This is a genomic window from Bacillus sp. SG-1, from assembly GCF_000181495.1.
Lineage (GTDB): Bacteria > Bacillota > Bacilli > Bacillales > Bacillaceae_B > Rossellomorea.
Genome location: NZ_ABCF01000056.1, coordinates 1 through 18,934, shown reverse-complemented (window position 1 = coordinate 18,934; position 18,934 = coordinate 1). Strand labels below are relative to the sequence as shown.

The 18,934-nt window shown below is 44.2% G+C and carries 19 protein-coding genes; 3 read left to right on the top strand and 16 right to left on the bottom strand.

What is annotated here, in order from left to right; translation table 11 throughout:
• The coding region (locus BSG1_RS15630; RefSeq protein ID WP_332248320.1) for a post-transcriptional regulator at positions 1 to 358 on the bottom strand (358 nt) is incomplete at its 3' end.
• Positions 359 to 428: 70 nt separating this feature from the next.
• On the opposite strand from BSG1_RS15630, the gene spoVB reads away from it, so the two are divergent.
• On the top strand, positions 429 to 1,913 hold the full coding sequence (gene spoVB / locus BSG1_RS15625) for a stage V sporulation protein B (protein WP_006838104.1): 1,485 nt from the start codon (positions 429 to 431) through the stop codon (positions 1,911 to 1,913).
• A 125-nt stretch (positions 1,914 to 2,038) separates the two neighbouring features.
• Here spoVB and BSG1_RS15620 read toward each other — a convergent pair whose 3' ends face one another.
• The gene (locus tag BSG1_RS15620) at positions 2,039 to 2,686 is read right to left on the bottom strand and encodes a DUF421 domain-containing protein (protein WP_044023010.1); all 648 of its coding nucleotides are present in this window, start codon (positions 2,684 to 2,686) and stop codon (positions 2,039 to 2,041) included.
• A 319-nt stretch (positions 2,687 to 3,005) separates the two neighbouring features.
• Positions 3,006 to 4,301, bottom strand: a complete 1,296-nt coding sequence (locus BSG1_RS15615) for an ArsB/NhaD family transporter (protein ID WP_006838102.1) — start codon at positions 4,299 to 4,301, stop codon at positions 3,006 to 3,008.
• Between the two features lie 198 nt (positions 4,302 to 4,499).
• On the opposite strand from BSG1_RS15615, the gene BSG1_RS15610 reads away from it, so the two are divergent.
• Positions 4,500 to 4,868 (top strand): TIGR04086 family membrane protein, encoded by a 369-nt coding sequence (locus BSG1_RS15610; RefSeq protein ID WP_006838101.1) that lies wholly within the window; start codon positions 4,500 to 4,502, stop codon positions 4,866 to 4,868.
• Positions 4,869 to 5,110: 242 nt separating this feature from the next.
• Here BSG1_RS15610 and yajC read toward each other — a convergent pair whose 3' ends face one another.
• The 10 genes from yajC to safA all read right to left on the bottom strand — a co-directional run bounded on the left by yajC (position 5,111) and on the right by safA (position 14,258).
• Positions 5,111 to 5,371, bottom strand: a complete 261-nt coding sequence (gene yajC, locus BSG1_RS15605) for a preprotein translocase subunit YajC (RefSeq protein WP_006838100.1) — start codon at positions 5,369 to 5,371, stop codon at positions 5,111 to 5,113.
• Between the two features lie 57 nt (positions 5,372 to 5,428).
• On the bottom strand, positions 5,429 to 6,568 hold the full coding sequence (tgt, locus tag BSG1_RS15600) for a tRNA guanosine(34) transglycosylase Tgt (protein ID WP_006838099.1): 1,140 nt from the start codon (positions 6,566 to 6,568) through the stop codon (positions 5,429 to 5,431).
• A 22-nt stretch (positions 6,569 to 6,590) separates the two neighbouring features.
• Positions 6,591 to 7,619: a tRNA preQ1(34) S-adenosylmethionine ribosyltransferase-isomerase QueA gene (gene queA / locus BSG1_RS15595; protein ID WP_006838098.1), complete on the bottom strand. Its 1,029-nt coding sequence runs from the start codon at positions 7,617 to 7,619 to the stop codon at positions 6,591 to 6,593.
• Between the two features lie 148 nt (positions 7,620 to 7,767).
• Positions 7,768 to 7,974, bottom strand: coding sequence for a DUF2905 domain-containing protein (locus tag BSG1_RS15590; protein WP_006838097.1), 207 nt, complete (start codon positions 7,972 to 7,974; stop codon positions 7,768 to 7,770).
• Positions 7,971 to 8,972 (bottom strand): Holliday junction branch migration DNA helicase RuvB, encoded by a 1,002-nt coding sequence (gene ruvB / locus BSG1_RS15585; RefSeq protein WP_006838096.1) that lies wholly within the window; start codon positions 8,970 to 8,972, stop codon positions 7,971 to 7,973. The genes BSG1_RS15590 and ruvB overlap by 4 nt, the downstream gene beginning before the upstream one ends.
• Before the next feature lie 24 nt (positions 8,973 to 8,996).
• The gene (gene ruvA / locus BSG1_RS15580; RefSeq protein ID WP_006838095.1) at positions 8,997 to 9,605 is read right to left on the bottom strand and encodes a Holliday junction branch migration protein RuvA; all 609 of its coding nucleotides are present in this window, start codon (positions 9,603 to 9,605) and stop codon (positions 8,997 to 8,999) included.
• Positions 9,606 to 10,252: 647 nt separating this feature from the next.
• Positions 10,253 to 10,888 (bottom strand): intercompartmental signaling factor BofC, encoded by a 636-nt coding sequence (locus BSG1_RS15570; protein ID WP_006838093.1) that lies wholly within the window; start codon positions 10,886 to 10,888, stop codon positions 10,253 to 10,255.
• Between the two features lie 108 nt (positions 10,889 to 10,996).
• Positions 10,997 to 11,719, bottom strand: coding sequence for a YhcN/YlaJ family sporulation lipoprotein (locus BSG1_RS15565; RefSeq protein ID WP_044023009.1), 723 nt, complete (start codon positions 11,717 to 11,719; stop codon positions 10,997 to 10,999).
• A gap of 126 nt (positions 11,720 to 11,845) precedes the next feature.
• Entirely contained in the window at positions 11,846 to 12,811 is a 966-nt protein-coding gene (locus BSG1_RS19905) for an aminoglycoside phosphotransferase family protein (RefSeq protein ID WP_052302403.1), read from the bottom strand.
• The gene (safA, locus tag BSG1_RS21595; RefSeq protein WP_006838090.1) at positions 12,801 to 14,258 is read right to left on the bottom strand and encodes a SafA/ExsA family spore coat assembly protein; all 1,458 of its coding nucleotides are present in this window, start codon (positions 14,256 to 14,258) and stop codon (positions 12,801 to 12,803) included. The genes BSG1_RS19905 and safA overlap by 11 nt, the downstream gene beginning before the upstream one ends.
• Positions 14,259 to 14,513: 255 nt before the next feature.
• On the opposite strand from safA, the gene BSG1_RS15550 reads away from it, so the two are divergent.
• On the top strand, positions 14,514 to 14,990 hold the full coding sequence (locus BSG1_RS15550) for a tetratricopeptide repeat protein (protein ID WP_044023008.1): 477 nt from the start codon (positions 14,514 to 14,516) through the stop codon (positions 14,988 to 14,990).
• Positions 14,991 to 15,514: 524 nt separating this feature from the next.
• On the opposite strand, the gene nadA is transcribed toward BSG1_RS15550, so the two are convergent.
• The 3 genes from nadA to nadB form a co-directional block, all read right to left on the bottom strand.
• Entirely contained in the window at positions 15,515 to 16,621 is a 1,107-nt protein-coding gene (gene nadA / locus BSG1_RS15545) for a quinolinate synthase NadA (RefSeq protein WP_006838086.1), read from the bottom strand.
• The gene (gene nadC, locus BSG1_RS15540; RefSeq protein ID WP_044023007.1) at positions 16,593 to 17,471 is read right to left on the bottom strand and encodes a carboxylating nicotinate-nucleotide diphosphorylase; all 879 of its coding nucleotides are present in this window, start codon (positions 17,469 to 17,471) and stop codon (positions 16,593 to 16,595) included. The genes nadA and nadC overlap by 29 nt, the downstream gene beginning before the upstream one ends.
• Positions 17,440 to 18,934, bottom strand: a 1,495-nt coding sequence (gene nadB, locus BSG1_RS15535) for an L-aspartate oxidase (protein ID WP_006838084.1), incomplete at its 5' end; no start/stop codon positions are given. The genes nadB and nadC, both read right to left, overlap by 32 nt.

Genomic DNA, 18,934 nt, shown 5'->3' with positions numbered 1-18,934 from the left:
TCGGGTTTTTGCCCGGGTTCAGCAGTTCTTTCAGATCATCTTCATTTAAATCTGTAAACCAATTGGGAGAGCGATATGCCTCTACTGTTTCAAAACTCATATATTCCCCTGGTTTTACACTCATGATGTTCCCCACGAGTTCATACATTCTGATATCTTCCTTAGGTTTCTTCCATTTTTTCTTCAACAGGTATGTCCACAAGCTTTCAACAGTTGCTTTTCCATAGCCAAGAACTTCGAATTCTTCCACTTTACTAATCAGTGCCGGCTCGACTTCATCATAAAAATTACTGTACGGATGTTTCAATACATTCATATTTGTCCCCCGCTCCATTTCTAATTGCCAACAACTTGTCATGCTTTGTCCATCCTGATGCATATAGATAATTGTATACGATATTACGATTTTTGAGAAGGCAGGGAATAGGATGTCTAAATTTTTAAAAGGCACTATGATCTTAATGGGAGCTGCCTTGATCACCCGGATACTCGGATTCATAAACAGAATTGTCGTTGCACGGTTCATCGGTGAAGAGGGCGTCGGTCTTTTCATGATGGCGTTTCCGACTCTGGTCCTTGTTATCACCATCACCCAAATGGGACTGCCAGTGGCGATTTCAAAAAGTGTAGCAGAGGCAGAAGTACAGGGGGATATCAAAAAGGTAAAGAAAATCCTAGCTGTTTCTCTGGCTATTACTGTCTCGCTTTCATTGATATTCACCCCAGCGTTGATTCTACTTGCCCCTTATCTTTCAGAAACTCTTTTTACAGATCAGCGGACATATTACCCCTTGGTTGCCATTGCACCGATCATTCCGATTGTAGCGGTGTCTTCCGTCATTAGGGGTTACTTCCAGGGAAGGCAGAATATGAAACCTGCCGCAGTTTCCCAAGTCATCGAGCAGGTGGTCCGCATTTCATTGATTGCGGTCATGACGAAGGCGTTTCTTCCATATGGGATTGAATACGCAGCTGCGGCGGCAATGGCAGCTTCTGTGCTGGGTGAATTGGCTTCCCTTCTTTATATGTTCACTGCTTTTAAAATCAAAAAACAATTTAGAGTGAGGAGAAATTTCTTCAAAGCCGTCAAATCCGGAAAGTCGACATTAAACGAACTAATGAGTGTAGCTTTGCCTACTACCGGCAGCCGTATGATTGGTTCCATCTCCTGGTTTTTCGAGCCAATCGTTGTCGCCCACAGTCTTGCACTGGCCGGAGTCGCAACGTCTCTTGCAACCAGGCAATACGGCTCCCTGACAGGCTTTGCGCTTCCGTTATTATTTCTGCCATCCTTTATTACGGTCTCACTTTCCACCTCTCTCGTGCCTGCCGTGAGTGAGGCAAATAAGCAGAAGAACTTTCTGTTGATTGAACACCGCCTGACACAGGCTCTGAGGTTCTGCCTCATTACCGGCGGAATTGCCGTGGTTGTGCTGTTTGTGTTTGCGGAGCCGTTAATGACTGTTATGTATGGCAGCAGCAGCGGCGCAGGCTTCGTAATGATAATGGCTCCGTTTTTCCTTTTTTATTACTATCAAGGGCCGCTGCAGGCAGTCCTTCAGGCTCTGGACCTTGCAAGAGCAGCCATGATCAACAGCCTTATTGGTGCGATTGTCAAAACGGCCATCATCTTTATTTTAGCTTCACAGCCGGCTTTCGGAATTAACGGCGCGGCCCTCGGTATTGTGACGGGCATAATGCTTGTAACCCTGCTTCACTTTGCAACGATTTTAAAGACAGTTCCGATGACGATTTATGTCCGGGATTACTTAAAGTTTGCCATTGTCATGGCCAGTACGGGTTTCAGCGGCCATTATGTATATACCAGCGTGTTTCATAATCTGCCCATTGGGATTCGACTGCTGGCAGGATTACAGTTACATTCATTCTCTATGTTGTGCTTTCCATCCTGATCAAACTAATCCGGAAAAACGACTTGAAGAGGATCCCATTCATCGGGAAAAGGATCCCTAATTAAAGAAGCCATCCCCTTGCATACAGGCAGGGAGATGGCTTCTTTTGGCGGCCAAGAGGACTTTTATTCATCTCGCTTATCAATGTAAAATTCACCGTCCTGATAACTGCAAAATGAAATGTTTTCAAGGTTGTGGTAATTTCTTTCCCTCAATTTCTTCCTCAGCCAAAATTCATTTTTATTGATCATATCAAGATGCTTTTGCTGAATGATTCCGTCCAATATAAGGGGAAGGGTTAAAGAGCCCTCCCCATTATTTTCTTCTTTTTTTATCACAGACAGTGTCCCAGAAGGCTCAAGGATCGCAAATTCTACATCCGCAACGTTGCTGACATCTTTCTCTCTAAGCTGCAGCAGCAAATCATCAAAATTATATCTTTGGCGTCTCATCGCCCGCTCATCAATCTTTCCATGGCTAATGACAACAATCGGCTTTCCATCAACAATCTCCCTGAATTTTTTACTCTTCAGGGATAAAAAAGCTGTAGCAATCTGTATCAGCATTAGAACGATCATTGGCAGCAGGGTATTGACCAATGCACTGTCAGGCTCTTCTATAGCCAGAACAGCCATTTCGGCAATCATGATGAACACGACAAGATCGAGAAGGCTCAACTCACCAATTTCCCGTTTTCCCATTAAGCGGAATATTAACAATATGACGGCATATAAAAAAATGGTACGGATAGCAATAATCAGATATTCCTCCACGTCCCTCTCCTCCTTCAGGTACGTTTGCACCTTTTATTATGCTCTTGGAAAAAGGAAAGATAAGAGGTAAGTTTTACTATTACGTTAAGTTTGGGGCATTATAGTTCCATTTTGGTCCAGTGAGGGCTTCCGAAAGTTGCTTTTATTGAAATCAATTTAAATGTTTATCCTATGAGTGTTTCATGAGACACCCTAATTCTTAAATCTCGCTCTTTTTGGTCTTATGAACCCTTCATGAGACCCCTAATTCTTAAATCCCCTCAAAACAAGCCACCCTGTCATCAGGATGGCTGTAACCAGTTTATTTATACAATCTGAGCTAATACCCCAAGAAAGGCACGATATATTTAAAATAGACATAAACGGTGCAAACAGCCAGTGATATCAGGGTGATCGGAACTCCGATTAATAAATACTGATAAAATTTAATTTGCACATTCTCCTTTGAGGCAAGCCCGACAATCACCAGGTTAGAGGACGAACCAAGCAGTGTTCCGTTGCCCCCAAGACAAGCTCCGAGCGCAAGCGACCACCATAGGGGATCCATATTGACCATCCCAAATTCCTGGAATTCCTCGATAACCGGTATCATGGCTGCCACAAACGGAATATTGTCGACTACCGCAGATAGCAGGCCGGTTCCCCAAAGAATTACGAATGCAGTTGTTTTCATATCCCCTTCTGTCAGTTTTATGATTTCCCTGGCTGCCTCATCAATGAATCCCGCCTCTTCTATTCCTCCTACAAGTAAAAAGAGGCCAATGAAGAAAAATAACGTCCCCCATTCCACTTCTTTTAAAATTTCTTCTGGGTCATACACTTTCTCAAGCAGCAGCATGATCAGCACGGCTCCTGCCAATGCGACCGAAGTGACGTCAAGGTGCAGGACCGGATGCAGCGAAAATCCAATGAGCACCAGCCCAAGAACACTAATGGAAGAGATCAGTCCTTTATTTTTCTTAAGATATCTCTTTGCATTGATTCCCCTTAATAACAGCTTTTTGTCTTCTTTTACTATCAAAATTTCTTTATATAACAAACATATGATGATAATGGTAACAAGAAGAATGAGTGCCGACACGGGCAAGAGATTTTGCAGGAACGCATTGAAGGTAAAATGCTTTACCGCCTGCCCGATCATCATATTCGGCGGGTCTCCGATCAGTGTAGCGGTCCCCCCGATATTGCATGCCAGAATCATCATCACTAAGAACGGCAGCGGCGGCAAGTCCAAAACCTTTGTCAGCGTGAACAGGATCGGCACCAAAAGCATGGCGATGGTTACGTTGGCCAAAAAGGCTGAACCCACTGCGGAAAGGAGGGAGAAAACAATTAGAAGTGCCAAACCATTTCCGTTGACCGCCTGGGCAAGCCTGATCGCCAGAAACTCGAAGAACCCTGTCTTGCTTGTGACAGTGACTATCAGCATCATTGAAAACAGCAGGGTGATGGTTTTCCAGTCAATATAAGTGAATAAAGCTTTTTCAATTGAAAATGCACCAATTAACAGCATGGCTACCCCGCCGCCCATGCTTGCCAGGATCCTGTTCCATTTCTCCGTGATCAACAAGATATAGACGGCTATGAAAACCGTCAATATGATAAAGGGTGACATACATCCCTCTCCTTTAATTTCCTATGTATATTTCAAGAAAGAAAAGCTGCTTGGCTTGTCTGCTTCTATCATTGTATGAAGCTTGGCCGGCAAAAATTATAGTCTATTTTTTTCTTTTGAGAATATGCTTGTACTAGGAAAAGCTTGCAATTTTCATATAGGAAGAGAAGGGAGAGGGACACGATAGAAGCAAAGAAAATGGGAAGTGCGATTTTGTATGGTACAGGAACCATTTTGGTCTTAGCCATAGCAGCGAGTTTAATATTTGCCCTATTGCTGCGGTTCACAAGTCTTGAAGAAAATTCAATCAACCTGGCAGTGACCATCATATCATTCCTGGCGCTATTTATCGGCGGATTCATGTCTGGAGGAAAAGGGAAAGAAAAAGGGTTGGTTCTTGGCGGGCTTACCGGATTACTATTTTCCATCGGAGTATTTTTATTTCAGTATCTGGGATATGACTCCCTGTTTTCCATGAAACAGGTTGTTTATCATGTCTGCTTCATCATTACTGCCATGATGGGCGGAATCCTGGGGGTCAATGTCAGCGGGGGAAAATCGTCATAAATCATAATGAAACGCTGTATTCGTAAAGATTGTTGCTATCGGAAAAATACAAAGGGCCGGATTTTTCCCTCGGGTACCGGGGCTTATCTAACTGAACAGGGGGAATAGCTCTTTTCTTTCTTGTTTACCAAGGTGATTTCTGTGAAATATGGATATATCTCTTGAACTTCATACTAAATAGCAACAAAATTTTAGAAAAGAGCCTAATGAAAAGCCCCGCATATTTCTGCGGGGCTTTTGCATTAAGCTTTGATTACTTCACGTACAGCGTTTCTGTCGTATGTAAGACGGCTTCCATCTCCGCACTTCACAACAATTGTACCTTCTTCGATTGCGTCGATGATACCATGTAATCCGCCGATAGTGATGATCTTGTCACCTTTTTGCAGTTCATTCTGCATTTGCTGGACCGCTTTCTGACGTTTTTGCTGAGGACGAATCAGCAAGAAGTAGAAAAGGACGAACATCAGCAATAAAGGAATTAACGTAGCAAATGTATCCATTCTATGACCTCCTTTCCGGTTGAGGATGTTGTATTCTTATAAAAGAACATCCTAATATCAGAAGTTTTTAGCATCAGGACGATTGTATCCATATGCTTCAAAAAATTCTTCTTTAAAGTCCCCCAGACGATCTTCTCGAATCGCTTGTCTGACTTGCTCCATTAATTTTAACAGAAAATGAAGATTATGATAAGTCGTAAGTCTGATTCCAAAGGATTCGTCACATTTTATCAAATGACGGATATACGCTCTGGAGTAATTACGGCAAGTGTAGCAGTCACAATTTTCATCTATAGGGTTGTAATCCCTCGCAAATTTAGCATTCTTCACAACCAGGCGGCCCTTGCTTGTCATCAGGGTGCCATTTCTCGCTATACGTGTAGGAAGAACACAGTCAAACATGTCAATCCCTCTGATAGCCCCGTCGATCAAGGCATCAGGCGAACCTACACCCATTAAATACCTTGGCTTATCATCAGGGAGCAGCGGAGTCGTAAATTCCAGCACTCGGTTCATGACATCCTTAGGTTCTCCAACTGACAGTCCGCCAACTGCATATCCAGGGAAATCAAGAGAAACAAGATCCTTTGCACTTTGACGACGAAGATCTTCATATTCACCGCCCTGTACAATTCCAAACAATCCTTGATCCTGTGGACGCTGATGCGCTTCAAGGCAGCGTTCTGCCCATCTTGAAGTTCTTTCCACCGAGCGCTTCATATATTCATGCTCTGCAGGATAAGGAGGGCACTCATCAAACGCCATCATGATGTCCGAGCCTAAAGCATTCTGGATTTCCATAGCCTTTTCAGGACTCAGGAACAATTTATCACCATTAAGGTGATTACGGAAATGTACGCCTTCTTCTTCAATTTTGCGGAATTCACTTAGACTGAAAACCTGAAAACCGCCTGAGTCAGTCAGGATGGCACGGTCCCAGTTCATGAATTTATGCAGTCCGCCAGCTTCTCTTATAATTTCATGCCCTGGCCTCAGCCAGAGATGATACGTATTGCTCAGGATGATCCCCGCTTCCATTGCTTTCAGGTCTTCCGGTGACATTGTCTTAACAGTGGCCAAAGTCCCTACAGGCATGAATACCGGAGTGTCAAAAGAGCCATGAGGAGTGTGCACTTTTCCCAAGCGAGCTCCTGTTTGTTTACAAGTTTTAATATGTTCATAACGAATTGCAGTCAAAATCGTCTATCTCCTTCCAATTTTACAGAATCAGCATGCTGTCGCCAAAGCTGAAAAATCTGTACTTTTCCTCTACAGCTGTTTTGTACGCATTAAGGATGATGTCCCTGCTGGTAAAAGCACTGACCAGCATGATCAAGGTCGACTTTGGCAGATGAAAGTTGGTGACCAATCCATCAATTGCCTTAAATTCATAACCCGGATAGATGAAGATATCAGTCCAGCCGCTCTCTTCCACGAACTTGCCATCATGCTTTGAAGCAATAGTTTCAAGTGTCCTGGTAGAAGTTGTGCCGACAGTGATTATCCGGCCGCCGCTTTCTTTGACTTCATTCAACAGGCGCGCAGTTCCTTCGGTAATTTGGTAAAATTCCGAATGCATATCGTGCTCCTCAATACTATCTACTGAGACAGGGCGGAATGTTCCAAGGCCGACATGCAGAGTAATGAAGGCTACATGAACACCCCTTGAACGTATTTCATCCAGCAGCTCTTCTGTAAAATGAAGTCCTGCCGTCGGCGCCGCCGCTGATCCCCTTTCACGGGCAAATACTGTTTGATATCTGTCCTGATCATCCAGCTTTTCGCTGATGTATGGAGGAAGGGGCATTTCCCCAAGTTCATCCAGAACTTCATAGAAAATACCTTCATAGTGGAATTCCAGGATTCTTCCGCCCTGGTCCTTTTCTCCCGTACAAAGTGCAGTCAGTTTTCCTTCCCCAAAAGAAATCTTGGTGCCGACTTTTACTCTCTTGGCGGGTTTGATCAGTGTCTCCCATTTGTCTCCTTCTTCTTGCTTCAGGAGCAGGACTTCAATCTTAGCACCTGTTTCTTCTTTTACCCCGAATAATCGTGCAGGAAGGACCCTTGTATCGTTCAATACCAGACAATCTCCTTCTTTCAGAAAGTCCGTGATGTCCTTGAATTTCTTATGCTGCAAGTTCCCGCTTTCCCGGTCAATCGCCATCAGCCTGCTCTCTGAACGTTTCTCAAGAGGAGTCTGGGCAATCAGTTCCTCGGGTAAGTGGAAATCAAAATCTTCAACTTTCAAAGCTCTCACCTTACTTTTTTTATTTGTACTACAATATTTGTTTAACTTTTAAAAACGCTTTTCTAGTAAACACAGTTGCTTTTTTAAAATGGTAAAATGATTTCTGCACCATTCAATTTTTATAGCAGAAAATCAAATCCCAGAATGGTTATTTAAATCTCCCTAACACATAAAAAATCAATGATAACACGATACTGACGATAATGGACGTCATTACCGGAAAATAAAATGTTGAATTTTCTTTTTTGATGATGATATCACCCGGAAGCCTTCCAAGTTTGGTGAAGGCCATAAGAAAACCAATGACCAGCAGCACAGCTCCTGCAACCATCATCAATTTCGGCAATCCAGTCATGCGTTCGGAACCTCCAGGTCAAAATGTTCATACACAAGAGAGGTCACGACTCTCCCTCTTGGTGTACGCTGTAAAAAACCAATTTGAAGCAGGTACGGCTCATAAACGTCTTCTATCGTATGAGATTCTTCACCAATGCTGGCTGCAATGGTATCCAAGCCCACAGGACCGCCTTTAAACCTTTCGATTATGCCTCTTAATAGTTTGTGGTCAATATGGTCAAGGCCAAGTTTATCTACCTGCAGGAGTTCGAGGGCATGGCTCGCCAGGTCACTGGTAATTTCACCGTTGCCTCTCACCTGTGCAAAATCGCGTACTCTCCGCAGCAGCCGGTTTGCAATTCTTGGTGTCCCCCTGGACCTTCTTGCCAGTTCAACGGACGCAAGCCCATCAATTTCCGTCCCCAAAATCTCTGACGTACGAATGACAATCTCTCGAAGCTGGTCTTCATTATAATACTCAAGCCTGCACAATACGCCAAATCGGTCACGAAGCGGGGCAGAAAGGGCACCTGCTCTAGTTGTTGCACCGACAAGTGTAAAAGGAGGAAGATCAAGTCTTACTGATCGCGCACTCGGTCCGTTTCCAATGACAATATCAAGGCAGAAATCCTCCATTGCAGGATACAACACTTCCTCGATTGAGCGTGGAAGCCGATGAATTTCATCGATAAATAGGACATCCCCGGGCTCCAGCGAAGTCAAAATGGCCGCAAGATCTCCAGGCCTCTCGATTGCCGGTCCGGAAGTGGTCCGCAGATTAACTCCCATCTCATTGGCGATGACAGCAGCAAGGGTCGTTTTACCAAGTCCCGGAGGACCGTAAAGGAGTACATGATCCAGCGTTTCCTGCCTCATCCTGGCCGCTTCAATGAAAATGCCTAAGTTGCTTTTTACTTTATCTTGTCCAATATACTGATTTAATGTTTGTGGTCTTAAGGAAAGTTCAAAGGAATGATCACTTGTTTCTGCTTCTGAAGATACAACTCTCTCTTCCAACTGCTCCGCCCCCTTTCCCGGTGGTTATTTTAACAATAATTTTAAAGCATCCTTGATCAATTCATCTGTCGTTTTATCTTGTGAAGAAAGCTTCGGCGTCACTTTTTTAATCTCCCTTTCGGAATAACCAAGAGCTTTCAACGCAAGAGCAGCCTCTTCTACCAGTTCGTCGTTTGCAGAAACAGACTCATGCTTCCCTTCTTGAAACAAGTTCGGAAAGTAGTCAGGAACAACATCCTGCAGTTTGCCTTTCAAATCAAGGATCATCTGCCTTGCTGTCTTCTTCCCGACACCAGGGAACTTTGTCAAAAACCTCTCGTCTTCACCCTCAATTGCAGAGATGACCTGCTCTGGCGCACCTGAGGCAAGGATGGCAAGAGCCCCTTTAGGACCGATTCCCGACACATTCAGTAATTTGATGAATAACATTTTTTCTTCCATCGACAAAAAACCGTACAAAGCTAAAATATCTTCCCTTACATGCTGATATGTATAGATTGTCGTATTTTGATTTTCAAACTTTGAAAACAAGAAGGGGTTGCTTGTGAAAATCTGATACCCAATCCCTCCATTTTCAAGGACGACATATTCCGGTCCTACTCTTTTTACAGTTCCATTTATATATTCATACATAGTTTATCTTCTCTCCCTTAATCACTACATTGTACCATAAGAATGAAGTTTATCGGGTGTTCTGTTCATGACACAACCCGAAACATCTGTTCTTATTTTACCAAAAAAACGGGAGAAAGAAATAACTTGCCTTTTTTTCTCTGATTCTGGATGTGTTTTTTAAAATAAATTTAGCAAAACGTACTTTTGCTTCAGAATGTTGATTGAAGCCGAAGGTGCGTGACCTCCTGCGGGATAAGCGGGACGTCTAGTTTCAGCGCCCATCCCCTCGGGGTCAAATAACCCTGAGAGAATAAAAGGAAAGATCGCCTTTTTTTCTCTCAGGAACATTTGCCTGTCGGGTCTGACCAGGGCACTTCCACTTTTGATGACAGGTGAGACCAAGGTTACGTACCCACTGGAACGTAACCCCGCAGGCGAAGCCGAGGAGGCTCACCGCCCGCCCCGCGGAGTCACGCACCTGGAGCGAAAATCAGTTTACCACTTATAAAAGAAACTATCTTTAACAAATAGAATGTTATACGGACACGAACTAAACTAGTAAAAGTTTTAGAAAACAGGCAAATAAAAAACAATTCAAAGATGTAGAAAGGCTCCTTTTCCTATTTCCTATTAACAACAAAAATAACCGGCTATGCTGCAGCCGGCTACTCAAATGAAACATTATCATCCACTGAATATGGCTGAAAGCTTTGAATGACCTGTTGGTATCCCTGTTTTGATTTCACAGGAATCCCTTTGACAAGTTCATCATGTTGTTTGCTCTCAAGCCTGTTAATATCAATTTGAAAAAAAGATTGAATGATTTCAGACTGACCCGGCTTTCCGTTAAATATGGAGAGCACCCCGTCTTCTGAAATCCCAAAGTAACCGTTCGATTTCATCAAAGGAGAAATATCATCTACAGACTGGCGAAACACTACCTGATCTTCAGTCATATCCACAAGCTCCCATGATGCATATGCTGCCCAAAAATCTTCCATAGACCAGATGGTTTCTGACTTGATTTCCTCACTTACCTCACCATCGAGATAAATTCGCTCCAGAATAACGTCCACCATATGGGCTTCGTGATCAGCATTTGCTTTTTCTACAGCCGCCGGATTTTCTGCTGCTTCTTTTTCAATCTTTCCGTCATCGTGAAAGAACGTGAAATAAAAGGCACCAATAAGAAGCAATGCCATAAACACGAGTCGAATTTTAACCGTCATCGTGATCACCTCGAACTCTAATAGTTTTAACTCTTTTCCATGGCCGGCTTGAAGATACATTCCTTCCAACACTGGTAATAGTCTGACCAATTTTTAACAATCCTATCCCCTTAAAGGGATAATTTTCTATCTTTGCTCTATTCCAGCCCGCAAAAAAAGCGAGGAATTTACTTCCCCGCTTTATCCGTCCCCTCTTATAGACCTGATGATATCATGGATATCCATTTGAATCGCTTCACGCGGACCTCCGTCACGCAAATCGTTGTCAATGTTTCTAATTCTACTGAAGGTTCCTTCATCAGCAGCTACTGTAACTGTCCGCCCTTTTAAGTAAGGCTGAACGGCGCGCTCGATATCTCTCTGTGTTTGTTGGAATCTGCTGTCGTCTTCCAAGTCCACGGCAATCAATACGTCCGTTCCATAGGTTACGGAACGGACATCATTCACGTTCTCCACTGAAGCCGTTACATCCCCGATCTTCTCGGCAAGCTCGCCTTCATAGGCGGTGTAATAGGACCGTCTTGCCTTCCTTGTATTATCATCGAGATGACCATGGTAATTAGCATCTCCATGACTTGCCCTTTCGTCCCTCAGGAAGAAATTGCGGTCATTTTCCGCAAGCGGCTTGGAAGGGTTTTGCGGATTGCCATCCTCATCTTTCACTTGAAGATATCGTCGCTTGCCTTCTCTTATAGCCTGACCTTCCTGGCCGATTGAATGATCATACCATTCCGTTAGCGGTCCGTCCCTATCATCATTTCTGTCGTTTCCATGGCCTTCATTGGAATAGAACCCCATCGGTTCATACGGGTTATCATTTTGTCCCTCGGCAGCATGGTCAGCACCATTACAAGCTCCCAGAAACATGGCCGATATAGGAATTAGCAAAAGCCTTTTGTGCATGAATATCACCCTTTTTCCGCAAACTTTGAGCATTACAGCTCTATATTAGCTTGCGGAGATGACGAAAGGATGATTCTGTCTTATAGCCGCAAAAAGCTGGTGACTGCTCCTTTTTTTGGATTACTGTCAATACAGGTTTTTTTGAATATCCCTGCAGCAAACCATTCTTGGGTGAAACTGATTCACTGTCAAGGCCATCAGATAATTCCAAGTGCTTTTCTGGTAGTCAGGTGTCCCGCGGAAGAAGCGGTTCCACTCCCTGAAGACATCTGAGGGATAAAGGATGCTATATAAAAAGCTCATGTTATCTTGAAAAAAAGAAAAAGGCTCATGTTCCCACAGCTTCTCCAGAGACCAATTGATATAAGGGAAAATTCTGTTGGCGAATTGAATATAATCAATTTCCGGCGGCCCGGAGGTTATCAGATCCAGGTCAATCATGAAAAGCTCATTGTTTGTGCCACGCAAAAAATTATGATGTGCCACATCTCCGTGGAGGATACACATTTGATCTGAAAACCCATATTGATCCAACCCCTGAAGTGCCTTTTCTCCAGTTTTTATATAAGTGTCAATTATTGCCGGCGGAACATATACACTTAATTTCTGCTTATTTCTTCTGAATTCATCAAGTCTCAAAGACCATTTGTTCAAAAGCCTTTGCATTGGCAGGGTAGTGAAATCCCCGTTTGAAAGTACCTTGCCGGAATATTGATGAAATTCTTTCAAGAGTGTGAGCGCAGCCTGTCTTTCATTGTAAGAGGTATAAGTAAAGATATCATTTGTATCAATCCACTCAGTCAATCCGACCGTTCTTCCATCAAATTCAATATTGTCTGTCTCGTGCAGGGGATGAAATCCTGGCACCTTTGAAAAACCCTCAAGGTGAAGGGCTTTTGTCACACTTTTCTGCAGTTGAAATCTGCGGCTGTTTGGAAAAAGCTTAAGGAACCATCGATCTTTCCCGATTTGGAGCATCCATTTGCCTTGCTTAATTTTTTGAAGCTGAATATTGTTGTCTCCCAGTTTTTCTTTTAATACGAAAAGGAGACGATTATGAAAACCGCCTCCACCTTTTTCCTTAGTCTTCATTGTCATCGTCAAAACGCGGCATACCGAATGCTCCCGGGCCGTACATTCCTGGATAACCTGCTCCAGGCTGCATCATACCTGGACCATATGGAGTTCCTGGCTGCCCCATCCCCGGTCCATAATGACCCATCGGTGCGGGACCACCGCAGCCGCATCCTCTTTGGTGCATCGGTGCACCATACATACCTGGTGACTCTTCCATCATGGCACCCTGCACTTGGGGCATCTGTCCGTAAGGATTTCCATATCCCGGTCCTGGATTCCCATATCCAGCTGGTGAAGTCATGCCTGGATTTCCATATCCGGGATCCCCGAAGCCTGTTCCCGGCATTACCGGTGATACTGGGTAGCAATTATCCGGTCCCATCATTCCTGGACCCATCATCCCTGGATACGGTCCCATTTGCGGTTGCATGCCGCCCATGGGCATTTGTGCCACAGGGTAATCATCTTCATCCTGAACACCTGCCACTGCTGAAGGCGAGCCCATTGGTCCCATCATCGGGCTGCCCATCGGTGCTCCCATTTGCTGTTGCTGAGGCATATACGGCATGAAGGAAGAGGACTCCTCGTCGTACCCCATCGGCATTTGCTGCATTCCCGGCAGCCCTTGAGGCATCATTGACGCTCCTTGAACCTGACCTGCAGGTCCCATCGGGTAACCAGGCTGCATTGGATAGCCGCCTTGCATTGGGTGTCCAGGCTGCATTGGATAGCCGCCCTGCATAGGGAAACCAGGTTGCATTGGATAACCGCCTTGCATCGGTCCTAATCCGCTTCCCGGCAGTACTGGTGATACAGGATAACAATTGTCCTGCATTGGCTGCTGTGGATAAGGCATATCCATTTGCGGGCTTTCTTCGTCCTGTACTCCTGCTACTGCTTCAGGCTCTTCTTTTGGCTTAGGCAAAGTCGGAGCTTTCGGCATTTTTTGAGGTGCCTTCGCTGCTTCCGGCATCATTTGAGGAGCTTTGGGTGCTTTTGGTGCTTTTGGAGCCTTGGGTGCTTTCGGCATCGCTTGTGGTTGAGTATGCATTTGCATATTCGCCATATTCATCATGTAATAATTATTAATATCGATTTCCGGGATAACCGGCTGCGGCATCTTCGGCGTATATGGCTTTTTCGGCATTTCCTTTACTGGCATTTCTTTCTTCGCGGCAGGCTTCATGGCTTCCTTAGGCGTTTGCACCGGCATGGCCGCCGGCTTTTTCTGCGCAAAAGGATGTTCTGCTTTCGGCATCTCTTTTACCGGCATTTCCTTCTTCGCTGCCATTTCCTTTTTTACCATCCCGCCTGATGTTGGAACTTTTATTTTCATTCCAGGCATGATCATATCTGGATTAGACAGCTGGGCATTCATCTTTTTTAACTCTTCGAAATTAACGCCATATTTCTTGCTGATATTCCAAAGAGTATCTCCTTTTTGTACGATATGGATCTTCACTATTTATTCCCTCCTCAGGCATAAGTCTATATATCCTATGTCAATAAATAGGCAAAGTGCTAACAATCTACACAAATACTTATGAATATTTAAAAATAAATATACCTTTGCAAGGAGGTCATACATCCATATCTTTAAAATCTGACACCCTTTTTGACCAGGATCCACTTCTGTCTTTTATGGGCTGTGCTTCCAGTTGTATCACTATGATGGTACGATTCAATTAAACAAATGTCTTGAGTTGGAGGAGATTGTATGTTGTCAGAGGCACTATCTAAAATGGTTAGCAAGGATTATAAAGAAGCGAAGGTTATGTTTGAAACTCTTGTAAACGATTCACCAGAAGATCCGCTGATCAATTTTTATTGCGGTTCGGTAAATGATGCATTGGGCTTGGAAAAAGCCGCTATCCCCTTTTACCGGCGTGCACTGGAAAACGGAGTTACGGGGGAAATACGTGAGGCGGCCTTCATCCAATTGGGCAGCAGTTACAGGTGCATAGGGGAGTACCCACTTGCAAAGGATGTCCTCACTAACGGGCTCGCTGAATTTCCTGATAACCCTGCATTAAAAGTCTTTTACGCCATGACTCTCTATAATATGGGAGAACATAAAGAATCTTTTACGCTAATGCTTAAAACCCTTATGTCTAATTCATCAGATGAATGGCTCAAAAAATATGACAAAGCGCTAAGGTTTTACAGCGAGGATATTGATGGGGTTTGGGAATAGAGGCGTTTTGGGATTTAAAGTCATTAATGATTCATTTGTTTAGTTTTAATGTAAAAAAATGGATTAACCACATTAATGAACCAATTTCTTGAGTTGGGTTTGGAAATATGGACTTTTAATACATAGAATGGCTCTTTTCTTAAACCTTGTTGCTATTTAATATTACAAAGAAGATAGCCTTTATTCACAGAAAATCGTCTGGTAAGCAAGAGAGAAAAAACCTTCTAGCTAGACCAGTGGGAATGGATTTTGCAGGGCATGTTTGGGCCTGCAAGGAAGTAAACGGACCAGTGAGAACGGAATATGGGGTATATTGGTCTGAAAATGGAGTAAACGGAACAATGAGTTTGGATTATGGTAGGGGTGTTGGTACGAAAAGGGAGTAAACGATCCAAGGAGAATAGATTATGTGAGGGATGTTGGTATGTAAAGGGAGTAAACAGGCATATGAGAATGGAGAGAATGGAATATGGAGGGGGGATCCAGAAGCCGGCCAGACACCGGCTTCCGCTCGACCCTTTAATTTAAGCTCTTGCCAGCATGCGGTCCAGAGCAAGAATGGCGTTGTGCGCTGTTTCTTCATCCACTTTGATGATGTTTTCCGGATTGTTGTCCACAATATTTTCCAATGACCATAATAAGTGAGGAAGGTCGATCCGGTTCATTGTTAAGCATGGACACATGTGCGGGTTCAAGGAAATGATATGCTTATCCCTATGTTCATTGATAAGCCTTTTGACAAGGTTCATTTCCGTGCCGATTGCCCATGAGGTCCCCGGCTCAGCACTTTTGATGGTTTCGATAATGTACTTAGTAGATCCGTTGTCATCCGATGCTTCAACGACCTCCCGGCGGCACTCCGGATGAACGATGATTTTCATTTCCGGATACTGCTCTCGGACTTCCGCCACGTTTTTCAATGTGAAATTTTCATGGACCGAACAATGTCCTTTCCAGAGAATGACTTTTATCCGGTCTGCATCACCTTCATAAACCAACTTATTTTTTACCGGATCCCAGACAGCCATGTCATTCAGGTCAATCCCAAGATCGGCCGCTGTATTTCTTCCAAGGTGCTGATCTGGCAGGAAGAGAATCCTTTCTTTTTGCCCAAGGGCCCATTCCACCATCTTATGGGCGTTTGAAGATGTCACTGTCGCTCCTCCATTTTTTCCGACAAACGATTTGATGGCTGCGGTGGAGTTCACATACGTCAGCGGCAGGATTGTGTCGCCAAATTGTTCCTGCAGCAGTTTCCATGCTCTTTCAGTTTGGTGGATATTAGCCATGTCGGCCATGGAACAGCCGGCTCTCATATCCGGAAGTATCACTTTCTGATTTGCATTAGTGAGGATATCTGCGGTTTCTGCCATGAAATGAACTCCGCAAAAGACGATAAATTCGGCCTCGTCGTTCGCTGCCGACACTTGTGCAAGTTGAAGTGAATCCCCTGTCGTGTCGGCAAATTGGATGACCTCATCCTTTTGATAGTGATGGCCTGGAATAAACAATTTTGTGCCCAGTTGAGCTTTAATCTCCCTTACTTTTTCCTCCATTTGTTCAATGGACATGTGCTTGTACTTTTCAGGCAGTTCATATGTGTTATTCTTTAACGTCTGTAATAAACTCACTTTCGATTCCCCCCTGTTCATTCAACACTTTAGCGCTGATATCCAGCCCTTTGACGCTGTGTGTCAGAAATCCGAGCGATATATACTGGACTCCTGTTCTGGCATAGTCTGCAACATTTTCCTTTTGGATTCCGCCGGATGCTTCCGTGATAATATGCGGCGGAACATCCTCCAGCCATTCGGCTATTTCCTGTGGTGTCCGATTATCAAACATGATGATGTCTGCCCCGCTTTCAACGGCCTCCCGCAGCCCGTCACGAGTTTCGATTTCCACTTCCACTTTAACCGTATGACCCAGGGCAGCCTTTACTTCATTCACAGCAGCATTAATCGACCCTTTAAATGAAATGTGATTATCCTTGAGCATGACGGCATCATACAGTCCGTTACGATGATTAAAACCTCCGCCGCATCTTACTGCATACTTTTCAAGCATGCGGAGTCCCGGCGTTGTTTTGCGGGTATCACAAATGCGCGCAGGATGGTCGCTTACCAAATTGACGACCTCTGCAGTCACCGTTGCAATCCCGCTCATCCTCTGCACAAGGTTCAAAATCACCCGTTCAGCCTGAAGCAGATCGGCTGCCGGTCCAGTCGCTTCAGCAATCACCGTTCCAGGCTCAACTTTTTCACCATCCGCTATATATGTTGTCACATCGATATCAGGATTCAAGATGCTAAACCCTGAAATGATGACATCCTTCCCGCAGAACACTCCTGCTTCTTTTACGACAAAATGAAAAGTACTGTAATCCTTTTCCATAAATAATGCTTGTGTACTGAGATCTCCATCTCCAATATCCTCAAGAAAGAATTGTTCAAGCATAGATTTTAGTTTTAACTTGTTCATCCACCCACGTCCTCACTTTTCCATCTTTTAATTCATGCATGATCCGTCTCTTTAGCCAAACCTCGTCATTTTCTTCCTTATAATCGCTCCGGATATGTCCTCCGCGGCTTTCCGTCCTTAATAATGCCGCCTGTGTAACGATCATGCTGTTAATCCACATGAAATACTTTTGAATATCGGTTGGGTATAGGTTTTCAAGGTTCTCATCCAGTTTAAAATCTAAGGAGTGCAGCCATTGCAAGTGCTTCTGTAGATTGGTTCCATCTCTGATGATTCCTGCCGATTCCATCATCCGCTCCTGAAACTTTTTGACGTTAAATGTTTTGAGGAGTTTCTTTTGCGTGAATGTTTGTTTATCCTCAGAATCTTCTAAAACAAAATGGAAGGACTGTCTCGTCTTTGTGTTGATCCATTCAGCAAGCCTCTTTCCATATACCAACCCTTCTAACAGGGAATTGCTTGCCAGCCGGTTTGCTCCATGAATACCGCTGCACGCAACCTCTCCAACAGCATAGAGCCCTTCAACATTCGTCCTGCCGAGTGAATCGATTACAATCCCGCCCATCATAAAGTGACAGCCTGGTGAAACCGGGATTTTCCCAAGTGTTAAGTCAACCCCATTCTCTCTGCACATCGCCGATATAGAGGGGAATTTTTGTTCAAAGTTTTTTATGAGATTAATAGATAAAAAGACGTCTCTGCCCATTTTTCTATGCGCAAATATCCGCTCTGCAACCAAATGCCTTGGAGCCAGCTCTTTAAGCGGGTGAACGCCCTCCATGATTTCTTCTTCAGCATCGTTTACAAGGCGGGCTCCTTCTCCTCTCACTGCCTCGGACACTAACCCCTTCGTATTGCCCTCAACACAAAGCAGAGTCGGATGAAATTGAATGAATTCAGCATCTGCTATATAAGCACCCGCCCTGAAAGCCAGCGCCATTCCATCGCCAGTAACAGTAGGGTGATTAGAAGTAGAGGAGTATAAGCCGCCAGCTCCCCCTGCTGCCATGACGATATGTGGTGCCGCATATGAATGTACAGCCCCGGATTGATCGATAGTCTTCACACCCTTGCATCTTCCATTGCTGTCCTTTATCAATTCAAAAACCATTTGCCCTTCAATCCAGCTGATATTAGTTGGAAGGGTTTTCAAAAAATACTCCATTAAATACCTGCCCGTCGCATCTCCCCCGCAGTGAAGGATACGATTTGCACTATGTGCCCCTTCCATACCCAAGCTCAATGATCCGTCATCGTTTCGGTCAAAAGGAACTCCTTCTGCTACAAGTTCCAGGACAATATCCCTTCCTTCTTTCACAAGAGAAATTACCTCTTCTTCCTGATGGTGCCTTCTTCCGGCTTCAAGTGTGTCTTGAAAATGTTTTATTATATTGTCATCATGGGCTATAGCTGCAGCAACACCGCCTTGTGCCATATATGAATTACTTTCCCGTCGATTTCCT

Bases quoted from the DNA above. Each gene is read 5' to 3' on its own strand.
- spoVB (WP_006838104.1), top strand. From the start codon at position 429: ATGTCTAAATTTTTAAAAGGCACTATGATCTTAATGGGAGCTGCCTTG.
- BSG1_RS15615 (WP_006838102.1), bottom strand. From the start codon at position 4,301: ATGTCACCCTTTATCATATTGACGGTTTTCATAGCCGTCTATATCTTG.
- BSG1_RS15610 (WP_006838101.1), top strand. From the start codon at position 4,500: ATGGGAAGTGCGATTTTGTATGGTACAGGAACCATTTTGGTCTTAGCC.
- yajC (WP_006838100.1), bottom strand. From the start codon at position 5,371: ATGGATACATTTGCTACGTTAATTCCTTTATTGCTGATGTTCGTCCTT.
- BSG1_RS15590 (WP_006838097.1), bottom strand. From the start codon at position 7,974: ATGACTGGATTGCCGAAATTGATGATGGTTGCAGGAGCTGTGCTGCTG.
- ruvA (WP_006838095.1), bottom strand. From the start codon at position 9,605: ATGTATGAATATATAAATGGAACTGTAAAAAGAGTAGGACCGGAATAT.
- BSG1_RS15565 (WP_044023009.1), bottom strand. From the start codon at position 11,719: ATGCACAAAAGGCTTTTGCTAATTCCTATATCGGCCATGTTTCTGGGA.
- BSG1_RS19905 (WP_052302403.1), bottom strand. From the start codon at position 12,811: ATGAAGACTAAGGAAAAAGGTGGAGGCGGTTTTCATAATCGTCTCCTT.
- BSG1_RS15550 (WP_044023008.1), top strand. From the start codon at position 14,514: ATGTTGTCAGAGGCACTATCTAAAATGGTTAGCAAGGATTATAAAGAA.
- nadC (WP_044023007.1), bottom strand. From the start codon at position 17,471: ATGAACAAGTTAAAACTAAAATCTATGCTTGAACAATTCTTTCTTGAG.